The organism is Streptomyces sp. NPDC059002 (assembly GCF_042740435.1).
GTDB lineage: Bacteria > Actinomycetota > Actinomycetes > Streptomycetales > Streptomycetaceae > Streptomyces.
In genome coordinates this window covers 49284-68061 of record NZ_JBHYJI010000030.1, presented here as the reverse complement: position 1 = coordinate 68061, position 18778 = coordinate 49284, and the positions used below count along the sequence as shown (strand labels likewise).

At 69.6% G+C, this 18778-nt stretch carries 21 protein-coding genes, 1 tRNA gene and 1 riboswitch; of the genes, 8 read left to right on the top strand and 14 right to left on the bottom strand.

What is annotated here, in order from left to right; all coding sequences use genetic code 11:
• Positions 1-3: 3 nt before the first annotated feature.
• Together ACFWZ2_RS25370 and ACFWZ2_RS25365 are read right to left on the bottom strand one after the other, a co-directional pair.
• On the bottom strand, positions 4-768 hold the full coding sequence (locus ACFWZ2_RS25370) for an ABC transporter permease (protein WP_384549399.1): 765 nt from the start codon (positions 766-768) through the stop codon (positions 4-6).
• Positions 769-817: 49 nt separating this feature from the next.
• Positions 818-1639, bottom strand: coding sequence for an ABC transporter permease (locus ACFWZ2_RS25365; protein WP_384549314.1), 822 nt, complete (start codon positions 1637-1639; stop codon positions 818-820).
• A 189-nt stretch (positions 1640-1828) separates the two neighbouring features.
• Here ACFWZ2_RS25365 and ACFWZ2_RS25360 point away from each other — a divergent pair, with 189 nt between their 5' ends.
• Complete coding sequence (locus ACFWZ2_RS25360) at positions 1829-4318, top strand: transglycosylase domain-containing protein (protein WP_384549313.1); 2490 nt, start codon at positions 1829-1831, stop codon at positions 4316-4318.
• 288 nt (positions 4319-4606) lie between these two features.
• On the opposite strand, the gene ACFWZ2_RS25355 is transcribed toward ACFWZ2_RS25360, so the two are convergent.
• From ACFWZ2_RS25355 to ACFWZ2_RS25345, 3 genes are all read right to left on the bottom strand, one after another.
• Positions 4607-4927 carry a multidrug efflux SMR transporter gene (locus tag ACFWZ2_RS25355; RefSeq protein WP_365150541.1) on the bottom strand — a complete coding sequence of 107 codons (321 nt, stop codon included), beginning with the start codon at positions 4925-4927 and terminating at the stop codon, positions 4607-4609.
• Between the two features lie 46 nt (positions 4928-4973).
• A riboswitch (guanidine-III (ykkC-III) riboswitch) is annotated at positions 4974-5039 on the bottom strand.
• Positions 5040-5093: 54 nt separating this feature from the next.
• Positions 5094-5438 carry a GroES family chaperonin gene (locus ACFWZ2_RS25350; protein ID WP_384549311.1) on the bottom strand — a complete coding sequence of 115 codons (345 nt, stop codon included), beginning with the start codon at positions 5436-5438 and terminating at the stop codon, positions 5094-5096.
• 65 nt (positions 5439-5503) lie between these two features.
• Positions 5504-5830, bottom strand: a complete 327-nt coding sequence (locus tag ACFWZ2_RS25345) for a DUF3618 domain-containing protein (protein WP_384549309.1) — start codon at positions 5828-5830, stop codon at positions 5504-5506.
• Between the two features lie 151 nt (positions 5831-5981).
• On the opposite strand from ACFWZ2_RS25345, the gene bcp reads away from it, so the two are divergent.
• The 3 genes from bcp to ACFWZ2_RS25330 all read left to right on the top strand — a co-directional run bounded on the left by bcp (position 5982) and on the right by ACFWZ2_RS25330 (position 8724).
• Positions 5982-6449: a thioredoxin-dependent thiol peroxidase gene (gene bcp, locus ACFWZ2_RS25340; RefSeq protein ID WP_384549307.1), complete on the top strand. Its 468-nt coding sequence runs from the start codon at positions 5982-5984 to the stop codon at positions 6447-6449.
• Positions 6450-6575: 126 nt separating this feature from the next.
• Complete coding sequence (gene proP, locus ACFWZ2_RS25335; protein WP_384549305.1) at positions 6576-8072, top strand: glycine betaine/L-proline transporter ProP; 1497 nt, start codon at positions 6576-6578, stop codon at positions 8070-8072.
• Positions 8073-8640: 568 nt separating this feature from the next.
• Positions 8641-8724 (top strand) — tRNA-Leu (locus ACFWZ2_RS25330).
• Positions 8725-8793: 69 nt separating this feature from the next.
• Here ACFWZ2_RS25330 and rdgB read toward each other — a convergent pair.
• The 5 genes from rdgB to ACFWZ2_RS25305 all read right to left on the bottom strand — a co-directional run bounded on the left by rdgB (position 8794) and on the right by ACFWZ2_RS25305 (position 11600).
• Positions 8794-9396 carry an RdgB/HAM1 family non-canonical purine NTP pyrophosphatase gene (rdgB, locus tag ACFWZ2_RS25325; protein ID WP_384549304.1) on the bottom strand — a complete coding sequence of 201 codons (603 nt, stop codon included), beginning with the start codon at positions 9394-9396 and terminating at the stop codon, positions 8794-8796.
• Positions 9397-9430: 34 nt separating this feature from the next.
• Positions 9431-9826 (bottom strand): hypothetical protein, encoded by a 396-nt coding sequence (locus tag ACFWZ2_RS25320; RefSeq protein WP_384549302.1) that lies wholly within the window; start codon positions 9824-9826, stop codon positions 9431-9433.
• A gap of 201 nt (positions 9827-10027) precedes the next feature.
• Positions 10028-10420 carry a hypothetical protein gene (locus ACFWZ2_RS25315; protein WP_384549300.1) on the bottom strand — a complete coding sequence of 131 codons (393 nt, stop codon included), beginning with the start codon at positions 10418-10420 and terminating at the stop codon, positions 10028-10030.
• A gap of 127 nt (positions 10421-10547) precedes the next feature.
• Positions 10548-11288, bottom strand: a complete 741-nt coding sequence (rph, locus tag ACFWZ2_RS25310; RefSeq protein ID WP_384549299.1) for a ribonuclease PH — start codon at positions 11286-11288, stop codon at positions 10548-10550.
• Between the two features lie 78 nt (positions 11289-11366).
• Complete coding sequence (locus tag ACFWZ2_RS25305) at positions 11367-11600, bottom strand: glucose PTS transporter subunit EIIB (protein WP_055553187.1); 234 nt, start codon at positions 11598-11600, stop codon at positions 11367-11369.
• A gap of 225 nt (positions 11601-11825) precedes the next feature.
• On the opposite strand from ACFWZ2_RS25305, the gene ACFWZ2_RS25300 reads away from it, so the two are divergent.
• From ACFWZ2_RS25300 to ACFWZ2_RS25290, 3 genes are all read left to right on the top strand, one after another.
• The gene (locus tag ACFWZ2_RS25300; protein WP_384549297.1) at positions 11826-13139 is read left to right on the top strand and encodes a PTS transporter subunit EIIC; all 1314 of its coding nucleotides are present in this window, start codon (positions 11826-11828) and stop codon (positions 13137-13139) included.
• A gap of 255 nt (positions 13140-13394) precedes the next feature.
• Positions 13395-14660, top strand: coding sequence for a PTS transporter subunit EIIC (locus ACFWZ2_RS25295; RefSeq protein WP_384549295.1), 1266 nt, complete (start codon positions 13395-13397; stop codon positions 14658-14660).
• Positions 14661-14826: 166 nt separating this feature from the next.
• Positions 14827-15735, top strand: a complete 909-nt coding sequence (locus ACFWZ2_RS25290) for a hypothetical protein (RefSeq protein ID WP_384549293.1) — start codon at positions 14827-14829, stop codon at positions 15733-15735.
• On the opposite strand, the gene ACFWZ2_RS25285 is transcribed toward ACFWZ2_RS25290, so the two are convergent.
• Positions 15732-16484, bottom strand: a complete 753-nt coding sequence (locus tag ACFWZ2_RS25285) for an MBL fold metallo-hydrolase (protein WP_384549292.1) — start codon at positions 16482-16484, stop codon at positions 15732-15734. The two genes, ACFWZ2_RS25290 and ACFWZ2_RS25285, sit on opposite strands and share 4 nt — an antisense overlap.
• 208 nt (positions 16485-16692) lie before the next feature.
• Between ACFWZ2_RS25285 and ACFWZ2_RS25280 the strand changes: the two genes are divergently transcribed.
• Positions 16693-17154 (top strand): type II toxin-antitoxin system PemK/MazF family toxin, encoded by a 462-nt coding sequence (locus ACFWZ2_RS25280; RefSeq protein WP_384549290.1) that lies wholly within the window; start codon positions 16693-16695, stop codon positions 17152-17154.
• A 90-nt stretch (positions 17155-17244) separates the two neighbouring features.
• Here ACFWZ2_RS25280 and ACFWZ2_RS25275 read toward each other — a convergent pair whose 3' ends face one another.
• From ACFWZ2_RS25275 to ACFWZ2_RS25265, 3 genes are all read right to left on the bottom strand, one after another.
• Positions 17245-18198: a PLP-dependent cysteine synthase family protein gene (locus ACFWZ2_RS25275; RefSeq protein WP_384549288.1), complete on the bottom strand. Its 954-nt coding sequence runs from the start codon at positions 18196-18198 to the stop codon at positions 17245-17247.
• Positions 18199-18210: 12 nt separating this feature from the next.
• Positions 18211-18489, bottom strand: a complete 279-nt coding sequence (locus ACFWZ2_RS25270) for a MoaD/ThiS family protein (RefSeq protein WP_098242789.1) — start codon at positions 18487-18489, stop codon at positions 18211-18213.
• A gap of 118 nt (positions 18490-18607) precedes the next feature.
• Positions 18608-18718: a putative leader peptide gene (locus ACFWZ2_RS25265; RefSeq protein WP_317987168.1), complete on the bottom strand. Its 111-nt coding sequence runs from the start codon at positions 18716-18718 to the stop codon at positions 18608-18610.
• Positions 18719-18778 lie beyond the last annotated feature (60 nt).

Genomic DNA, 18778 nt, shown 5'->3' with positions numbered 1-18778 from the left:
AGTTCAGCTCCCAGTGCTGCGGTACGAACGGAGGCCGGTGCGCCAGGCGAGACCGGCCAGGGCGAGACATCCCGCGGCGGCCAGCGGCGGGGTGAACGCCACCCACTCCGGCAGGTCCAGCGGATAGGGCCGCCCCAGGACGTACAGGGCGGGCAGCCAGTTCACGAAGGCGAGCGGCAGCACGAACGTGACGCCACGCACCAGCTCCTTGCTGAAGAGGGTCGGCGGGTACTGGAGCAGCGTGTTCCCGCCGTAGGTGAAGGCGCTCTGCACCTCGGCGGCGTCCTGCGCCACGAACTGGAAGGCCGCGCCCGCCACCCACACGGACGCGAAGATCCCCGCGCCGCAGAGCAGCATCACCGGGATCATCAGGACCTTCAGCGGGGTCCAGTCGATGTCCAGGACCACGAGCGCGTACGTGAGGATGAGCAGGCTCTGCAGGACGCGCCCGACCCGGTGCAGGCCGAAGCGGTCGGCGGCGACCTGCGCGATGACCGGGACCGGCCGCACCAGAAGGGTGTCGAACGTGCCGTCGCGCACCCGTTTGCCGAGCCGGTCCATGGACCCGAGGGCGAGGTCGGTGAGCCCGAAGGAGACGCCCGCGGCGCCGTAGAGGAGGGCGATCTCGGCGAGCGAGTAGCCGCCGAGCCGGTCCACCTGGGAGAACATCAGGAGGATCGCCGCGAAGTCGAACGCGGTCACCGCGAAGTTGCCGAGCGCGGTCATCACGAAGGACACCCGGTAGGCCATGAGGGAGCGGATCCACATGCCGGAGATCAGCCGGTAGGTGCGCAGCCCCTCCCGCACCTGTGCCACGTCAGCCACCCTGGACCACCACCCGTCGCGTCGCCGCGGTCTGGAGCAGCCGCCCGGCCGAGAGCAGCACCGCGGCCCAGCCGATCTGGAAGGCGTACGCCCGCAGCAGGCCGGTGCCGGTGCGCGTGCCGAGGAAGACGTCGACGGGCACCTGCAGCAGCGCCGACCAGGGCAGCGCGCGGGCGAATTCGCCGAGCGCACCGGGGAAGACGTTCAGCGGCAGGAGCATTCCGGAGAAGAAGACACCCGCGAGTGACGCGAGCTGGATGGTGCCCGCGCCGTCCATCAGCCAGAAGGCGGAGAGCGCCACCAGGAAGCGGAGCGCGAAGCTGACCACCGCGCCGAGCACGACCGCCACCAGGAACGTCAGCCAGCGCACCGCGTCCGGCGGCAGCGCCAGGTCGAAGGCGAGGGCGCCGACCACCATCGGGACGACGCCGCGCCCCAGGAGCTGGAAGCCCGCGCGGCCCAGGTCGGCCGAGAGCCACCAGGCCTGCAGATCGGCGGGCCGGTACAGGTCGACGGCGATGTCCCCGGTGCGGATCCGCTCGATCAGCTCGTTCTCGAAACCGCCGCCCATCAGGGACATCACGGTCAGCAGCCCCTGCCCGAGCCACACATAGGTGAGCGCCTGCGCCTGGTCGTAGCCGCCGAGGCCCGGCCGTTCGTCCCAGAGCGCGATGTAGGTGTACGCCAGGATGATGCCGAAGACGGTGTTGGTGAACACCCCCGCCGCGGTCGCCACCCGGTACGTCGCGTAACGCCGGAAGCCTCCTCTGGCGACGGCCGCGTACAAACGGAACCGTCCTGCACGCACGAGCATCCCTTTCAGCGTGAGCCTCTGCCCCGAATCGGGCCAAAGCGTTGGAGCCTAGTGCGATCGGGGTCGCTCGTGCCAGGCATTTTCGGCGCGAGGGCGCGTGCCTGGTCGGGAACGCGCGTTGCGACAGTGTGCAATGGGGGTTTACGAGGCGTACTGGACGTACGACGCTAACCGGGAGTTCCGCGAGACATGAGCGACGAGCCGCAGCAGCAGGGTTCCGAAGGGCACCAGGGGTGGGCGCCCCGGGAGCCCCGGGACACGCCCGCTGGCGCCCCGCCACAGACTCCCGAGGGAGCGGCGGCACAGGCCCAGGCGGTCGAGGGCGGCGAGGGCGTGAAGGGCAAGAAGCCCAAGAAGCCCAAGCGCCCCAAGCGCAAGGGCTGGCGGCGGATCTTCCCCACCTGGCGCATGGTCCTCGGCGGGTTCATCCTGCTGATCCTGCTCGGCGTGGGCGCGTTCATGACGGGCTACCTGCTGGTCGACATCCCGCCCGCGAACGCCGCGGCGACCAAGCAGAGCAACGTCTACCTGTACGCCGACGGCACCGAACTCGCCCGCGACGGCAAGGTCAACCGCGAGAAGGTGCCGCTCAAGCAGATCCCCCTGGACGTCCAGCACGCCGTGCTCGCCGCCGAGGACCGCGACTTCTACAGCGAGTCCGCGGTCGACCCGAAGGCGATGATCCGCGCGGCCTGGAACACCGTCACCGGCAAGGGCAAGCAGTCCGGCTCCACGATCACCCAGCAGTTCGTGAAGAACTACTACCTGGGCCAGGAGCAGACGGTCACCCGAAAGGTGAAGGAGTTCTTCATCTCGATCAAGCTCGACCGCGAGGTGAGCAAGGACGACATCCTCGAGGGCTATCTGAACACCAGCTACTTCGGCCGCAACGCGTACGGCATCCAGGCCGCGGCCCAGGCGTACTACGGCAAGGACGTCGAGGACCTGAGCGTCGCCCAGGGCGCGTACCTCGCCACGCTCCTCAACTCCCCCAACGCCTACGACGTGGCCACGCACCCGGAGAACAAGCCGCGCGCCGCGGGCCGCTGGAACTACGTCCTCGACGGCATGGTCAAGGAGGGCTGGCTCGGCAAGAGCGAGCGCGCGGGCATCAAGTTCCCGATGCCCGAGGAGGCCAAGGGCACCGCGGGCCTCTCCGGGCAGCGCGGCTATGTCGTCAAGGCCGTCGAGGACTATCTGACGACGAACAAGATCATCGACGAGGAGACCCTCGCCAAGGGCGGCTACCGCATCACCACCACCCTCCAGAAGGACAACCAGGAAGCCTTCAAGAAGGCCGTCGAGGACCAGGTGATGTCGAAGGTCGACAAGAACGCGCGCAAGGTCGACCGCAACGTCCGCGCGGGCGGCGCCTCCATCGACCCGGCCACCGGCAAGGTCGTCGCGATGTACGGCGGCATCGACTACACCAAGCAGTACGTCAACAACGCGACGCGCCGCGACTACCAGGTCGGCTCCACCTTCAAGCCGTTCGTGTTCACCTCGGCGGTCGAGAACGGCTCGGTCACCCAGGACGGCCGCACCATCACCCCGAACACCATCTACGACGGCACCAACAAGCGCCCCGTGCAGGGCTGGAGCGGCGGGACGTACGCCCCCGAGAACGAGGACCAGGTCTCGTACGGCAACGTCACCGTCCGCGCCGCCACCGACAAGTCCGTCAACGCGGTCTACGCGCAGATGGCCGTCGACGTCGGCTCCGACAAGGTCAAGGACACCGCGATCGAGCTCGGCCTCCCGGACAGCACCCCCGACCTCACCGCGTCCCCCTCCATCGCGCTCGGCCCGGCCACCGCGAGCGTCCTGGACATGACCGAGGCGTACGCGACGCTCGCCAACCACGGCAAGCACGGCACGTACACCATCGTCGAGAAGATCACCAAGGACGGCGACGAGGTCGAACTGCCCGGGCAGAAGACCCGGCAGGCCGTGACCCGCGAGGCCGCCGACACCACCACGTCCATCCTGCAGAGCGTCGTCCAGGGCGGCACCGGCACCGCCGCCCAGGGCGCGGGCCGCCCCGCCGCGGGCAAGACGGGCACCGCCGAGAACGACACCGCGGCCTGGTTCGCGGGCTACACCCCGAACCTCGCCACCGTCGTCGCCGTCATGGGCCAGGACCCCGACACCGGCGCCCACACCCCGCTGTACGGCGCGCTCGGCGAGCCCCGCATCAACGGCGGCGCCTACCCGGCCCGCGTCTGGGCCCAGTTCACCAAGGCCGCCCTCGAAGGCAAGCCGGTCAAGGACTTCGACCTGGAACTGGAGCAGGGCGCGGACGTACCGGTCGTCCCCGACCCCACCACGGGCGGCACCGAGGAGCCGGAGACCGACGGCGGAACGACCGACGGAGGCACCACCGACGGCGGGACGACCGACGGCGGCACCACCAACGGCGGCCAGACGGGGAACGGCGGCACCACCAACGGCGGCCAGAACAACGGCGGCCAGACCGGCGGACAGGACACCGGAGGCCAGACGGGCGGCCAGACCGACGGCGGCACCACGGACGGCGGCACCACCAACGGCGGAACGACCGACGGCGGCACCACCAACGGCGGCCAGACGGGGAACGGCGGCCAGACGGGCGGCGGCGCCGACGACGGAGGGGGCGGGACCGCGGACGGCGGCGCGCTCGGAGGGCTCACGGACGGCTAGGGCCTGTCCGGCGGATCAGGCCGCGTGCGGGTGGCGCCCACTTTTCGGTGCTGGTGAGCGGGGCCTGGTGCGTGCAGCTGCAAGGCGGAGGAGGGCGGCAACGCGGAGCGTTGGCAACTGACGACAACGCCGCAGATGTGCGTGCCAGGCCCCGCGACCGCGGCATGATCCGCCGGACAGGCCCTAGGGGGCGCCCCGTCAGGGGCGCGGGGCTGTGACATGTGCGGCTCCGCCGCGTGGGCGCGACAAGCCACAACGGACCCGCGGTTCCCCCACCCGGCGAAGCACTCAGTGGCCGGACGTTGCCTTGAGACCGACGACGGCCACAAGCAGCAGACACACAAAGAAGATCCGCGCCGCGGTGACCGGCTCACCCAGAATCACCATGCCGAGCACCGCCGCGCCCGCCGCACCGATACCGACCCACACGCCGTACGCCGTACCGATCGGCAACGTCTTCGCGGCGTGCGACAGAAGCATCATGCTCGCGACGATGCCCGCGCCCGTGAACACACTGGGCCACAGCCGCGTGAATCCGTCCGTGTACTTCATCCCGATCGACCAGCCCACCTCGAGCAGACCGGCGACGATCAACAGAACCCAGGCCATGACGGCACCTCCGACATCTTGAAACGCGGAACGCGTTCTCAATAGGGGTGCGTCGTCTTTGCGGAAGCCCGGTACGGCGCGTCTCGTCGGGGTCCCACCAAGGTAGCAAAGTCCACGCAAAAGGGGCTGGTGACGATGGTCACCAGCCCCTTACACGTACTGCCGTCTACAGGTAGAGGCCCGTTGAATCCTCGGAGCCCTCGAACCGGTCGGCCGCCACCGCGTGCAGATCGCGCTCGCGCATCAGGACGTACGCCACGCCCCGCACCTCGACCTCGGCGCGGTCCTCCGGGTCGTACAGGACCCGGTCGCCCGGCTCCACCGTGCGCACGTTCTGCCCGACCGCGACCACCTCGGCCCAGGCGAGCCGCCGGCCCACGGCCGCGGTCGCGGGGATCAGGATGCCGCCGCCGGAGCGCCGCTCGCCCTCGCTGGTGTCCTGCCGCACGAGCACGCGGTCGTGCAGCATCCGGATGGGCAGCTTGTCGTCGTGATGGGTCTTGTCGCTCACGCCCCGAACCTACCTGTCCCCCGCCCGCCCATGAGCCGCCGGGTCCGCCGTTCCGACGTGCCCGGTCAGCCGTTGCGCCGACGCGAGCTCACCACGAGGAGCCCCACGAGGCCCACCGCGACCAGTGCCACCGGGACGATCCGCTCGATACGGGGCGCGCCCTCCTCGGTGACGAGCTGGCCCCGCACGTCCGAGACGAAGCGGTTCGCTCCGACGTACGCCCGGCCGAGCGAGTTGTCCACGCTCGCGACGACCTTCGCCTTCGCGTCGCCGACGATCGTCTTCGGGTGGACCCGCACCCCGATCTCGTCGAGGGTCTCGGCCAGCTGGTCGCGCCGGCGCTTGATGTCCGCCTCGATCTGCGCAGGGGTCCTGGCATCCGCATCCGACACCGCGCTGCCTCCGTGGTCGTATCAGAGAGTCTGTGACCGTGTACCCCACAGTCCGTTGCCCACAGTCTGTCAGCTTCGCGGGCACCGCACCCCACGGCACCCCCATTACGCTCGTGACCGTCACTGCACCCTTGCGAGGAGACCGAGAGACATGAGCGAGCGACTCAAGCCCGGCGACACCGCCCCCGCCTTCACCCTGCCCGACGCCGACGGCAAGGACGTCTCGCTGGCCGACCACAAGGGCCGCAAGGTCATCGTCTACTTCTACCCGGCCGCCCTGACCCCCGGCTGCACCAAGCAGGCCTGCGACTTCACCGACAACCTCGACGTGCTCGCGGCCGCCGGGTACGACGTCATCGGCGTGTCCCCGGACAAGCCGGAGAAGCTCGCGAAGTTCCGCGAGAAGGAGAACCTCAAGGTCACGCTGGTCGGCGACCCCTCCAAGGAGACCCTTGAGGCGTACGGCGCCTTCGGCGAGAAGAAGCTGTACGGCAAGGTCGTGACCGGTGTCATCCGCTCGACCGTCGTCGTCGACGAGCAGGGCAAGGTCGAGCACGCCTTCTACAACGTGAAGGCGACCGGCCACGTCGCCAAGATCATCAGGGACCTCGGCGTCTGAGCCGCGCCACCGCCCTTTCCGTGATGTGACGAAGCCCCCCTCATGGGGGGGGCTTTCGTTTGCACCCGCCATGGACGAGCAAGTGATCTCAAGGGGGGATGCCCGCAGACGGAAAGGATCCACTCCATGGCGGCCCACCCGTCACCCGAGGCCGACACCGAGGCGGTCAAACGCCACCGCGCCCTGTTCCGGGCCGTGAAACGGCGCAGAAATCCGCCCCTGCGCCGCACCGACATCACGGTCACGGACGAAGCAGCGGTCAAGCGGGCGGTCAAGGCGGCCTCGCTCGGCAATGCCATGGAATGGTTCGACTTCGGGATCTACAGCTATCTCGCCGTCACCATCGGCCATGTGTTCTTCCCGTCCGGGAACGACACGGCCCAGCTGATCTCGTCCTTCGCCACCTTTGCGGTGTCATTCCTGGTCCGCCCCATCGGCGGCATGGTCTTCGGGCCCATGGGCGACAAGATCGGCCGCAAGAAGGTGCTCGCGCTGACCATGATCATGATGGCGATCGGCACGCTGTCCATCGGCCTCATCCCGTCGTACGACTCGATCGGCTTCTGGGCGCCCGTCCTCCTGATCCTCTTCCGCCTCGTCCAGGGCTTCTCCACCGGCGGCGAGTACGGCGGCGCGTCCACCTTCATCGCCGAGTACGCGCCCGACAAGCGCCGCGGCTACTTCGGCAGCTTCCTCGAACTGGGCACGCTGGCCGGGTACACGGGCGCGGCGGGCCTCGTCCTCGTCCTCAACACCGCGCTCGGCTCCGACGGCATGGAGTCCTGGGGCTGGCGCGTGCCGTTCCTCGTCGCGGGCCCGCTCGGCCTCGTCGGCCTCTATCTGCGACTCAGGCTCGACGAGACGCCCGCGTTCCAGAAAATGGAGGACGCCACCTTCCACTCGGCGGCCGAGGGCGCCTCCACCGTGGAGACGTCGGCCAAGGGCGACCTGGCCAAGATCTTCCGCGAGTACTGGCCCACGCTGATCCTCTGCATCGCCCTGGTCGGCGCGTACAACGTCACCGACTACATGCTCCTGTCGTACATGCCGACGTACCTCTCCGACGAACTCGGCTACGACGACTCCCACGGCCTCCTGATCCTCATCGGCACGATGGTGGTCCTGATGCTGATCATCAATCAGGTCGGCAGGCTCTCCGACCGCTTCGGCCGCAAGCCGCTCCTGATGACGGGCATGCTGAGCTTCCTGGTCCTGTCCATCCCCGCGTTCCTCCTGATCAAGCAGGGCAGCCTGCTCGCGGTCTCGGCGGGCATGCTCCTCCTGGGCCTCTCCCTGGTCTGCCTCCTCGGCACCATGTCGGCCACCCTGCCCGCCCTCTTCCCCACCTCGGTCCGCTACGGCTCCCTCTCCGTCGGCTACAACCTCTCCGCCTCCCTCTTCGGCGGCACGGCCCCCCTGGTGATCACCTCACTGATCAGCCTGACGGGCACCGACATGATCCCCGCGTACTACTCCATGGCCGCGGCCCTCGTCGGCGTCATCGCGGTGACCTGCATGAAGGAAACGGCCCAACAGCCCCTCGCGGGCTCGCCCCCTTCGGTGGGGACGAAGGAGGAGGCGGCGGAAATGGTGGAGGCACAAACTCCGCCACCGAGGTTCTGACGCTTCCCCCACCGCCCCTTCGGCCCGCCCCGCAGCCGGGAGGGGAGGGGTGACTTGTCACTCGCGAAGGACGCCAGTGGTTCGCGAGCCGGCAAGCTCGTCCAGCACACGTGGCACGGCCCGTGAGCTCGGGATGCCGGATGACAGCCGGCGATCGACGAGACCGCCCTCCGCGCGGCCGTGCCCGAGGCCACTGGCTGCGCGGACGTCATGCGGGCGCTCGGCCTGGAGGCCTGTGATGTCAACCACCGCCGGGTCCGGCGTGCAACAGCCCGGCTCAAGCTCGACACCAGCCACTTCAGGCGGAGGGCATGAGGTGCCGTTCAGGTCAATGAACGAAGGCCGATCGCGGCAAGCACACTCACTGTCCTGCCGCCGGATTCCAGCCGCGCAAGCCGTGACCGGCTGCACCGGGCAGCGGGAGAACCTACGGTACCTATGCCCGAACTGCCATGCATTGACAGAGACCTGGTGCAGGAACAGGCGACGGAGAACGCCTCGCGCCGATGCCTGATCCTCGGGCCACGTGCCGCTCGGGCCATCGGCCCGTTAGCATGAGTAACTACCAGCGGCGGTGGTGCAGTGGCGACACAGCTGGTTTAGGTCCAGTGACCCGTGACAGGGTTTGAGGGTTCGAATCCCTTCCGCCGCACTGCTCCTCAGAGCCGAAGGCCCGCCTCGCGTACCCCGCGAGCCGGGCCTTCGCCGTACGCGCGTGCTCTCAGCCCAACAACTCCCGCACCACCGGCACCAGCTCCCGGAACGCCTTGCCGCGGTGGCTGATTGCGTTCTTTTCGTCGGCCGTCAGCTCCGCGCAGGTCCGTGTGTCGCCGTCGGGCTGGAGGATCGGGTCGTAGCCGAAGCCGCCCGTGCCGGAGGGGGCGGTGCGCAGGGTGCCGAGGAGGCGGCCCTCCACCACGCGTTCCGTGCCGTCCGGCAGGGCCAGTGCCGCCGCGCAGGCGAAGTGGGCGCCGCGGTGTTCGGCGGCGATGTCGTCGAGCTGGGCCAGGAGCAGGTCCAGGTTGGCCCGGTCGTCGCCGTGGCGGCCCGCCCAGCGGGCGGAGAAGATGCCGGGGGCGCCGCCGAGCACGTCGACGCAGAGGCCCGAGTCGTCGGCGACGGCGGGCAGTCCGGTGGCCTGCGCCAGGGCGTGGGCCTTGAGCAGGGCATTCTCGGCGAAGGTGACGCCGGTTTCCTTGACGTCGGGGATCTCGGGGTAGGCGTCCGCGCCGACGAGGTCGTGGTCGAGGCCTGCGTCGGCGAGGATCGCCTTCAGTTCCGTGATCTTGCCGGTGTTGCGGGTGGCGAGGATGAGGCGGGTCATGGCCCCCAGTATCCCGGGGCGCGGGACCCGCTCGTCACGGCGTGCAGACCTTGGTCAGTTCGCCGGCCGCGTCGGTGACCGGGGAGACGTCGGGGGTGGCGTCGCCGTCCTTGATGGCCTGGCGGACGTTGTCGACGGCCTTGTCGAGGTCGTCGACGGCCTTGTTGACATCGGTGTCGTCGGTCTTGTCGCCGATCTCGTCGAGGTTCTTGCCGATCTCGTCGAGGGCCTCGTCGGCCTGTGTCGGGTCGTCGCCCGCCTTCTCGACGGCCGTCTGCAGGTCGGTGACGCTGTCGGCGATGGCGTCGGCGGCCGACACGCAGTCGAGCGCCTTGCTGACGGCGTCGCAGCCGACGAGGCCGATGCCCGCCGGCACGGCGATCAGGACGGCGGTGACAGCGGTGGCGATACGGCGGTGGCGCGCGGCCATGGTTCGGTCCCTCCCCAGGGGGTACGGACGGGCGCACGGCTTGGCCCGCGCGCCCGTACTCGTTAGAACGCCCCTAAGGGGCCTGTTGGTTGCTTGCTGGGCGGCTTCGGGCCCGGCGTGCCGGAATGCTTCCGGGTCAGCGCCGCCGCCGCACGCCCCCAGTATCGGCCCCCGGGATCGGCCCTCGGTACTCGATTTCCCTTACGGGGTGCAGGCCTTGGTGACCTTGCCGCCCGCGGCCGCGACGGGGCCGAGGTCCGGGGTCTTGTCGCCGTTGTCGACCGCTTCCTCGATGTTGTCCATGGCCTTCTTCATCTCGTCGACGGCGTCACGGACGTCCTCGTCGTCGTTCTTCTCGCGGATCTCGTCGAGGTCGGACTTGATGTTGTCGAAGGACTTGTCGGCCTTGTCGGGGTAGAGCGCCGCCTCCTGGGCGGCCTTGCGCATGGCGTCGACGCCGTCCGAGACCGCGTCGGCCGCCCGGACGCAGTCCACGGCGTCCGACGGGTCGCAGGCGGCCAGACCGAGCACTCCTGGGACGACGAGCAGGGTGGTGACAGTGGCGATGGCGAGACGACGGTGACGCGCGACCATGGGTGAAGCCCTCCCCGGGGGTACGGGTGAGCGCGTGGCCGTCCCACGCGCCCGTCGTATTCGACAACGCCCCCGGGGATCCCATGGTTGACAGGCCGCCTTCAACCGGCGGCGCGGACCGCACAATTCAGCCGCGCTGCAGCGTCTCTTCCAGTGCCTGGCGCTGCAGGGCGGCGAGTTCCTCGCAGCCGCCGGTGGCCAGGTCGAGCAGTGCGTTGAGCTCCTTGCGGTCGAAGGGCTCGGCCTCGGCGGTGCCCTGGACCTCGACGAAGCGGCCGTCGCCGGTGCAGACGACGTTCATGTCGGTGTCGGCGCGGACGTCCTCCTCGTAGCAGAGGTCGAGCAGCGGTACGCCGCCGACGATGCCGACGGAGACGGCCGAGACGGTTCCGGTGAGCGGCTTGCGTCCTGCCTTGATCAGCTTCTTGCCCTGGGCCCAGGTGACGGCGTCGGCGAGGGCGACGTACGCGCCGGTGATCGCGGCGGTGCGGGTGCCGCCGTCGGCCTGGAGGACGTCGCAGTCCAGGACGATGGTGTTCTCGCCGAGCGCCTTGTAGTCGATGACGGCGCGCAGCGAGCGGCCGATGAGGCGGGAGATCTCGTGGGTGCGGCCGCCGATCTTGCCGCGCACGGACTCGCGGTCGCCGCGGGTGTTGGTGGAGCGCGGCAGCATCGAGTACTCGGCGGTGACCCAGCCCTCGCCGCTGCCCTTGCGCCAGCGCGGGACGCCCTCGGTCACGGAGGCGGTGCAGAAGACCTTGGTGTCGCCGAAGGAGATGAGGACGGAGCCCTCGGCGTGCTTGCTCCAGCCGCGTTCGATGGTGACGGGGCGGAGCTGTTCGGGGGTGCGGCCGTCGATTCGAGACATGGGCACGACCCTATCCGGTACGCGCGCGGGCCCCGGTCCGGGTTCCGGAACGGGGCCCGCGGCGGTGGGCTCAGCGGCTCACATCATGTCTTCGATGTCCGCGGCGATCGGGTCGGCGTCGGTGCCGATGACGACCTGGACGGCGGTGCCCATCTTGACGACGCCGTGGGCTCCGGCGGCCTTGAGGGCGGCGTCGTCGACCAGAGCGGGGTCCTTGACCTCGGTGCGGAGGCGGGTGATGCAGCCCTCGACCTCTTCGATGTTGTCGATGCCGCCGAGCCCGGCAACGATCTTCTCAGCCTTGCTGGCCATGGTGTTTCTCCCTGCTTTTAAAGGATGCGGCCTCGACGCACCGTAGGTCCGCTTTGCCACGGTAACGCACGGTTGGACCATCTTCGCGGGCGGTTACGGCAGTCGTGCCCAATGATGACGATCAAGGTGCCGTCCCTCATCGGGCGGCACTCCCACCCGTTCCGCAACTGGTCTACACCAGTTTTCAACGACCGCCAAACCTGGCTTGTTCCGGGAGGGACGCCAATGAGTTCCCATGCCGCCGCGGTGCCACAGAAGAAGTGGTGGAACGGCCTGTTCCAGGGCCTCCAGAAGATGGGCCGCAGCCTTCAGCTGCCCATCGCGGTCCTGCCGGCCGCCGGTATCCTCAACCGGCTCGGCCAGCCCGACGTGTTCGGTGACGACGGTCTGGGCTGGACGAACGTCGCGAAGGTCTTCGCGGCGGCGGGCGGCTCCCTGCTCGACTCCTCGCTCGGCCTGCCGCTGCTCTTCTGCATCGGTGTCGCGATCGGCATGGCGAAGAAGGCGGACGGCTCCACGGCGCTCGCGGCGGTCGCGGGCTTCCTCGTGTACTACGCGGTCCTGCGGGCCTTCCCCGACGACTGCCCCGCGGACACCACGTTCGGCGGCGCGGGCATGTGGAGCGGGGTGTGCGTGGCCGAGGACGGGACGGTGGCACAGGCCGCGTACCAGAATCCAGGGGTCTTCGGCGGCATCGTGATGGGCCTGCTCGCCGCCTGGTTCTGGCAGCGCTACCACCGCGTGAAGCTGGTCGACTGGCTCGGCTTCTTCAACGGCCGCAGGCTCGTACCGATCATCATGGCCTTCATCGGCCTGGTCTTCGCCGGGATCTGCGTCTGGATCTGGCCGCCCATCGGTGACGCGCTGACCAGCTTCTCCAAGTGGCTCGTCGACCTCGGCTGGCTGGGCTCGGGCATCTTCGGTGTCGCCAACCGCGCGCTGCTCACCATCGGCCTGCACCAGTTCCTGAATACGTTCGTGTGGTTCCAGTTCGGCGACTTCACCAAGCCGGACGGCACGGTCGTGCACGGTGACATCAACCGGTTCCTCGCGGGCGACCCGACGGCGGGCCAGTTCACCTCGGGCTTCTTCCCGATCATGATGTTCGCGCTGCCTGCCGCGGCCCTCGCGATCACGCACTGCGCGCGCCCCGAGCGCCGCAAGGTGGTCGGCGGCATGATGCTCTCGGTCGGTCTGACGTCGTTCGTCACGGGCATCACCGAACCGATCGAGTACTCGTTCCTCTTCATCGCGCCACTGCTGTACGCGATCCACGCGGTGCTCACCGGTGTCTCGATGGCGGTGACGTGGGCGCTCGGCGTGAAGGACGGCTTCAGCTTCTCCGCGGGATTGATCGACTACGTCATCAACTGGAGCCTCGCGACCAAGCCATGGATGATCATTCCGATCGGTCTGTGCTTCGCCGTCGTGTACTACGCGCTATTCCGCTTCGTCATCACGAAGTTCAATCTGCCGACTCCGGGACGCGAACCGGAGGAGGAGGCAGAGGCCTTGGACCGGGAGCAGACCAAGGCGTAGATCGTCGCCGCGGGGAGCCTCCCCGCCCCTCCCACAAGGCCCTCGGACCCCAGGTCCGGGGGTCTTTGGTCTGTCATATCCGGATATGGCTCAGCCCACAGGAATCGCGGGTTCCTTACGTCACCTTCACCGTGCTACAACAGGTCTACACCACTAATTGGTGTAGACCACGCGGCCTTCTGCCGCGTCCCCCCGGAGACGCCGCCGTCCCCCACTTCCTTGTCCCAGGCGGCGCCTTGCCCACTGGAGGAAGTTGTGTCCACGGCCAGTGCCGCCCCCGCGGCCGACAAGAAAAAGGGCGCCGGCGTGATGGCTGTGCTGCAGCGCATCGGCCGCAGCCTGATGCTGCCGGTCGCCGTGATGCCCGCCGCCGCGCTCCTGGTCCGGCTCGGCGCCGACGACATGCTCGGCCGGGAGTCCTTCCCGACCTGGGTCACCAAGATCGCCAGCTATATGTCGGCCGGCGGTGGCGCGATCATCGACAACATCGCGCTGCTGTTCTGCGTCGGCATCGCGATCGGCTTCGCCAAGAAGTCCGACGGCTCCACCGGCCTCGCGGCCGTCGCGGGCTACCTGGTCTTCCAGAAGGTGCTCGCCACCTTCACCGACAGCAACCTGCCGAAGGTCCAGTCGGTCGTCGACGGCAAGATCGTCGAGAACGCCGCCCCGGTCAACGCCGGTGTGCTCGGCGGTGTGGTCATGGGCATCGTGGTGGCCCTGCTCTACCAGAAGTTCTACCGGACCAAGCTCCCCGACTGGGCGGGCTTCTTCGGCGGCCGCCGTCTCGTCCCGATCCTGTCGTCCTTCGCGGGTCTGGTCCTCGGCATCGTCTTCGGTCTGATCTGGCCGGTGCTCGGCGCGGGTCTGCACAACTTCGGTGAGTGGCTGGTCGGTTCGGGCGCCGTCGGCGCGGGCATCTTCGGTGTCGCCAACCGCGGTCTCATCCCGATCGGCATGCACCACCTCCTGAACTCCTTCCCGTGGTGGCAGGCGGGCGACTACAACGGCAAGCACGGCGACATCCCGCGCTTCCTCGAGGGCGACCCGACCGCCGGACAGTTCATGACCGGCTTCTTCCCGATCATGATGTTCGCGCTCCCCGCGGCCTGCCTCGCGATCACGCACTGCGCCCGTCCCGAGCGCCGCAAGGTCGTCGGCGGCATGATGTTCTCGCTCGCGCTCACCGCGTTCGTCACGGGCATCACCGAGCCCATCGAGTTCACCTTCATGTTCATCGCGCCGGTCCTGTACGCGATCCACGCGGTGCTCACCGGTGTCTCCATGGCCCTGACCTGGGCGCTCGGCATGAAGGACGGGTTCGGCTTCTCCGCCGGATTCATCGACTACGCGCTGAACTTCGGCGCGGCCACCAAGCCGATCGGGCTGGCCCTTGTGGGCATCTGCTTCGCGGCGCTCTACTACGTGGTCTTCCGCTTCGCGATCACCAAGTTCAACCTCCCGACGCCGGGCCGCGAGTCCGACGAGGAGCTCGCGGAGCTCCAGAAGGCCGAGGCGAAGTAGCCTGCGGCTGAGCTGAACAGGGCGGAGGGCCCGGGCGTTGGTGACCAACGCCCGGGCCCTTCTCTGTGCGCCGTCCCGTAGCGTCGGCTGCGCGGGGGCTCCGCCCCCGGACCCTTGCTCCTCAAACGCCGGAGGGGCTAGATATCGCCGGAGGGGCTAGATTTCCATGACCACCACCCGCATCCTCGACCTCGACCGTGAACGTCTCGCCGCTCTGCGCGGCCGGGAGCTGACCGCCGCCGTCGCCGCCGCCGAAGGCCGCACGATGGTCGCCGAGGTCTTCGCCGACCGCGCCGCCCTGATCCCGATGCCGGGGATGCCCGGCGTGCACAACGCCGAGCTCGTGGCGTCCTTCGGTGCCGACATCGTCGTACTGAACCTCATCGAGCGGGCCTGGGACGGCGAGCGCCTCGAACTGCCGGGGCTCGGCACCTTCGACTCCATCGCCGGCCTCGCCGCGTACATCGGCCGCCCCGTCGGCATCAATCTGGAGCCCGGCGACGTCCCCGAGATCCGCCGCGCCAAGCCCGAGTACGCCAAGCGGCTGATCGACATGGGTGCGGCGATGCTCTGCCTGACGGCGAACCCGGGCACCGGAGGGTCGTACGAGGGGCTTGCGCGGGTCACCGAGGAGCTGCGCGGCGGCCTCGGCGACGACGTGGCGCTGTGGAGCGGCAAGATGCACCACGCGGGGCACCCGGAGCGGGTGACGGTGGACCGGCTCACGTCGCTGGTGGACGCGGGCGCCGACGGCGTCGTGCTCCCGCTGCCGGGCACGCTGCCGGGCGTCACCAAGGAGCTGGCCGCCGAGGCGGTCGCCGCGGTGCAGGACGCGGGCGCGGTGGTGATGGGTGCGATCGGCACCAGCCAGGAGGGCAGCCACGCGAACGTGGTGCCCCAACTCGCCCTGACCGCAAAGGAGGTGGGCATCGACGCCCACCACTTCGGCGACTCGTTCCTGCCCGGGATGTGCGACCCCGAGGTCATGTACGACTACTCGGTGGCGATCCGCGGCCGCCGCCACACGTGGAACAGGATGGCGCTGGGGGGCCGGGGGTACCGGCGTACCAGCTAGATCTCGTAGACGGCGCCGGGGGCCGCGAGGGCGGTGGGTCCTTCGAAGACCGCGCGGGCGTCGGCGAGGTTGACCTGGGGGTCCGTCCACGGCGGGATGTGGGTGAGCAGCAGCCTTCCCGCCCCCGCGCGCCGGGCGGACTCGCCCGCCTCGCGGCCGTTGAGGTGCAGGTCGGGGATGTTCTCCTTGCCGTGCGTGAAGGCCGCCTCGCAGAGGAACAGGTCGGTGCCCGTGGCGAGTTCGTCGAGGATGTCGCAGGTGCCCGTGTCCCCGGAGTACGTCAGGGAGCGCCCCTCGTGCTCGACGCGGATGGCGTACGCCTCGACGGGGTGGCAGACCTTCTCGGTGCGCACCGCGAACGGGCCGATGTCGAACGAGCCCGGCTTGACCGTGTGGAAGTCGAAGACCTCGCTCATCGAGGAGGCGGAGGGCGTGTCCGCGTACGCGGTGGTCAGGCGCTGTTCGGTGCCCTCGGGTCCGTAGACCGGGATGGGGGCGCAGCGGCCGCCCTCGTGCCGGTAGTAGCGCGCCACGAAGTACGCGCACATGTCGATGCAGTGATCGGCGTGCAGATGGCTGAGGAAGATCGCGTCGAGGTCGTAGAGACCGATGTGGCGCTGCAGCTCGCCGAGGGCGCCGTTGCCCATGTCGAGCAGCAACCGGAAGCCGTCGGCCTCGACGAGGTAGCTCGAGCAGGCCGATTCCGCGGAGGGAAACGACCCCGAGCAGCCGACGACGGTGAGCTTCATGAAGCTGGGACCTCCGCGCTGGCAGGAGACTGACAAGGGGAGCTGGGGGTGTGCGGTTCGTCGAGCGTAAGGCGCAAAAGGCCTGGTCGCTCCTCCGTCGCGGGCCGTTGTGGGGGAACTCACCTGCGGTGTCACCGGTTCGGGGGGCTCGTGGGAGCTCTGGGGAAGCAGCGGGCGGCGCGGGCGAAGCGCCGGTACCGTCGATCGTATGGACACGTCCTGGTGGCTCGCGCTGGCCGCCGTCGTGGTGCTCGCGCTCGTCGTCACGCTCGTCGACGGGTGGGGCCGCGGGCCCCGTAAGCGGAGCACCCGGCCGCCGCGGGGGCCGCGCGGGCCGCGGCGGACCGGGGGGCGGCTGCCCGCGCCGCGGCCCGCGGAGATCTGGTGGGCCCGGGTGCCGTACGAGGACGGGCCCGGCGGCAAGGATCGGCCCTGTCTGGTGCTGTCCGTGCACGGGGAGAGCGCGCTGGTCGCGAAGATCACCAGCAAGTACCACGACGAGCGGGCGGGCGTGATTCCGCTGCCGCCGGGGTCGGTGGGGGACGCGCAGGGGCGGCCCAGCTTCTTGGAGACGGACGAGCTGCGTGACGTTCCGCTGTGGGAGTTCCGGCGCAGGGCCGGGGTGGTGGATCCGGTTCTCTGGGATCAGGTCAGATATCTCGCGGGATAGCCGAAGCGCCGGACGGGCTGGGATGTCCAGCCCGTCCGGCGCTTGAGGACGAACTCGGCGGAGCCGGTGATCGACCGCGCTCCGGGGCGGCTAGGCCCAGAGCTGCCCCTGCAGCGTCTCGATTGCCGCCTCGGTCGTCGGGGCCGTGTAGACCCCCGTCGACAGGTACTTCCAGCCGCCGTCGGCGACGACGAAGACGATGTCCGCCGACTCCCCCGCCGCGACCGCCTTCTTGCCGACGCCGATCGCCGCGTGCAGTGCGGCGCCCGTGGAGACGCCCGCGAAGATGCCCTCCTGCTTGAGGAGTTCGCGGGTGCGCGTGACCGCGTCCGCCGAGCCGACGGAGAAGCGGGTGGTCAGGACGGAGGCGTCGTACAGCTCGGGGACGAAGCCCTCGTCGAGGTTGCGCAGGCCGTAGACGAGGTCGTCGTAGCGCGGCTCGGCGGCGACGATCTTGACGTCGGGCTTGTGCTCGCGCAGATAGCGGCCGACGCCCATGAGCGTGCCGGTGGTGCCGAGGCCCGCCACGAAGTGGGTGACCGAGGGGAGGTCGGTGAGGATCTCCGGGCCCGTCGTGGCGTAGTGGGCGCCCGCGTTGTCGGGGTTGCCGTACTGGTAGAGCATCACCCAGTCCGGGTGCTCGGCGGCCAGCTCCTTGGCGACGCGTACGGCGGTGTTGGAGCCGCCCGCCGCCGGGGAGGAGATGATCTCGGCGCCCCACATGGCGAGCAGGTCGCGCCGCTCCTGGGAGGTGTTCTCCGGCATGACGCACACGATGCGGTAGCCCTTGAGCTTGGCCGCCATGGCGAGCGAGATGCCGGTGTTGCCGGAGGTCGGCTCCAGGATCGTGCAGCCGGGCGTCAACCGGCCGTCCTTCTCGGCCTGTTCGACCATGTGGAGGGCCGGGCGGTCCTTGATGGAGCCGGTCGGGTTGCGGTCCTCCAGCTTGGCCCAGATCCGGACGTCGTCCGAGGGGGACAGTCGGGGCAGGCGGACGAGCGGCGTGTTGCCGACCGCGGCGAGCGGGGAGTCGTAGCGAGGCATCCGGGATCGGGCCTAGACCATGCCGCCGGCCACGGCCGGCAGGATCGTGACGCTGTCGCCGTCGGCGAGCTTGGTGGAGATGCCGTCGAGGAAGCGGACGTCCTCGTCGTTCAGGTACACGTTCACGAAACGACGCAGCTTGCCGTCGTCGACGATGCGCTCGGCGATGCCCGCGTGCCGCGAGTCGAGGTCGGTGAAGAGCTCGGCGAGGGTGTCTCCGCTGCCCTGGACGGCCTTCTCGCCGTCGGTGTAGGTGCGGAGGATGGTCGGGATGCGGACCTCGATGGCCATGGCTGAGGGCTCCTGTCGGGGGGCGGAATGCGGGTGGCGGGCGCGCGGCGGCCCTGATCCTTGCGGTGGTGCGTACGAGGGTGCGACGCCGCGGCACACGGCCGTGCGGCGGAACGGTTCAGCGGGAACAGATCGCGCTGGCGAGGCGGCACAGGTCGACGTGCAGGCGCGCGACAAGCAGCACGGGCGGTGCGCTCTTCGTCTCTTCGCTCACGTCATGAGGAACCATGCGGTCATCGTATCGATTCCCGGTCCGGATCCCGGAATGTGATCTCAGCTGGTGGACGGA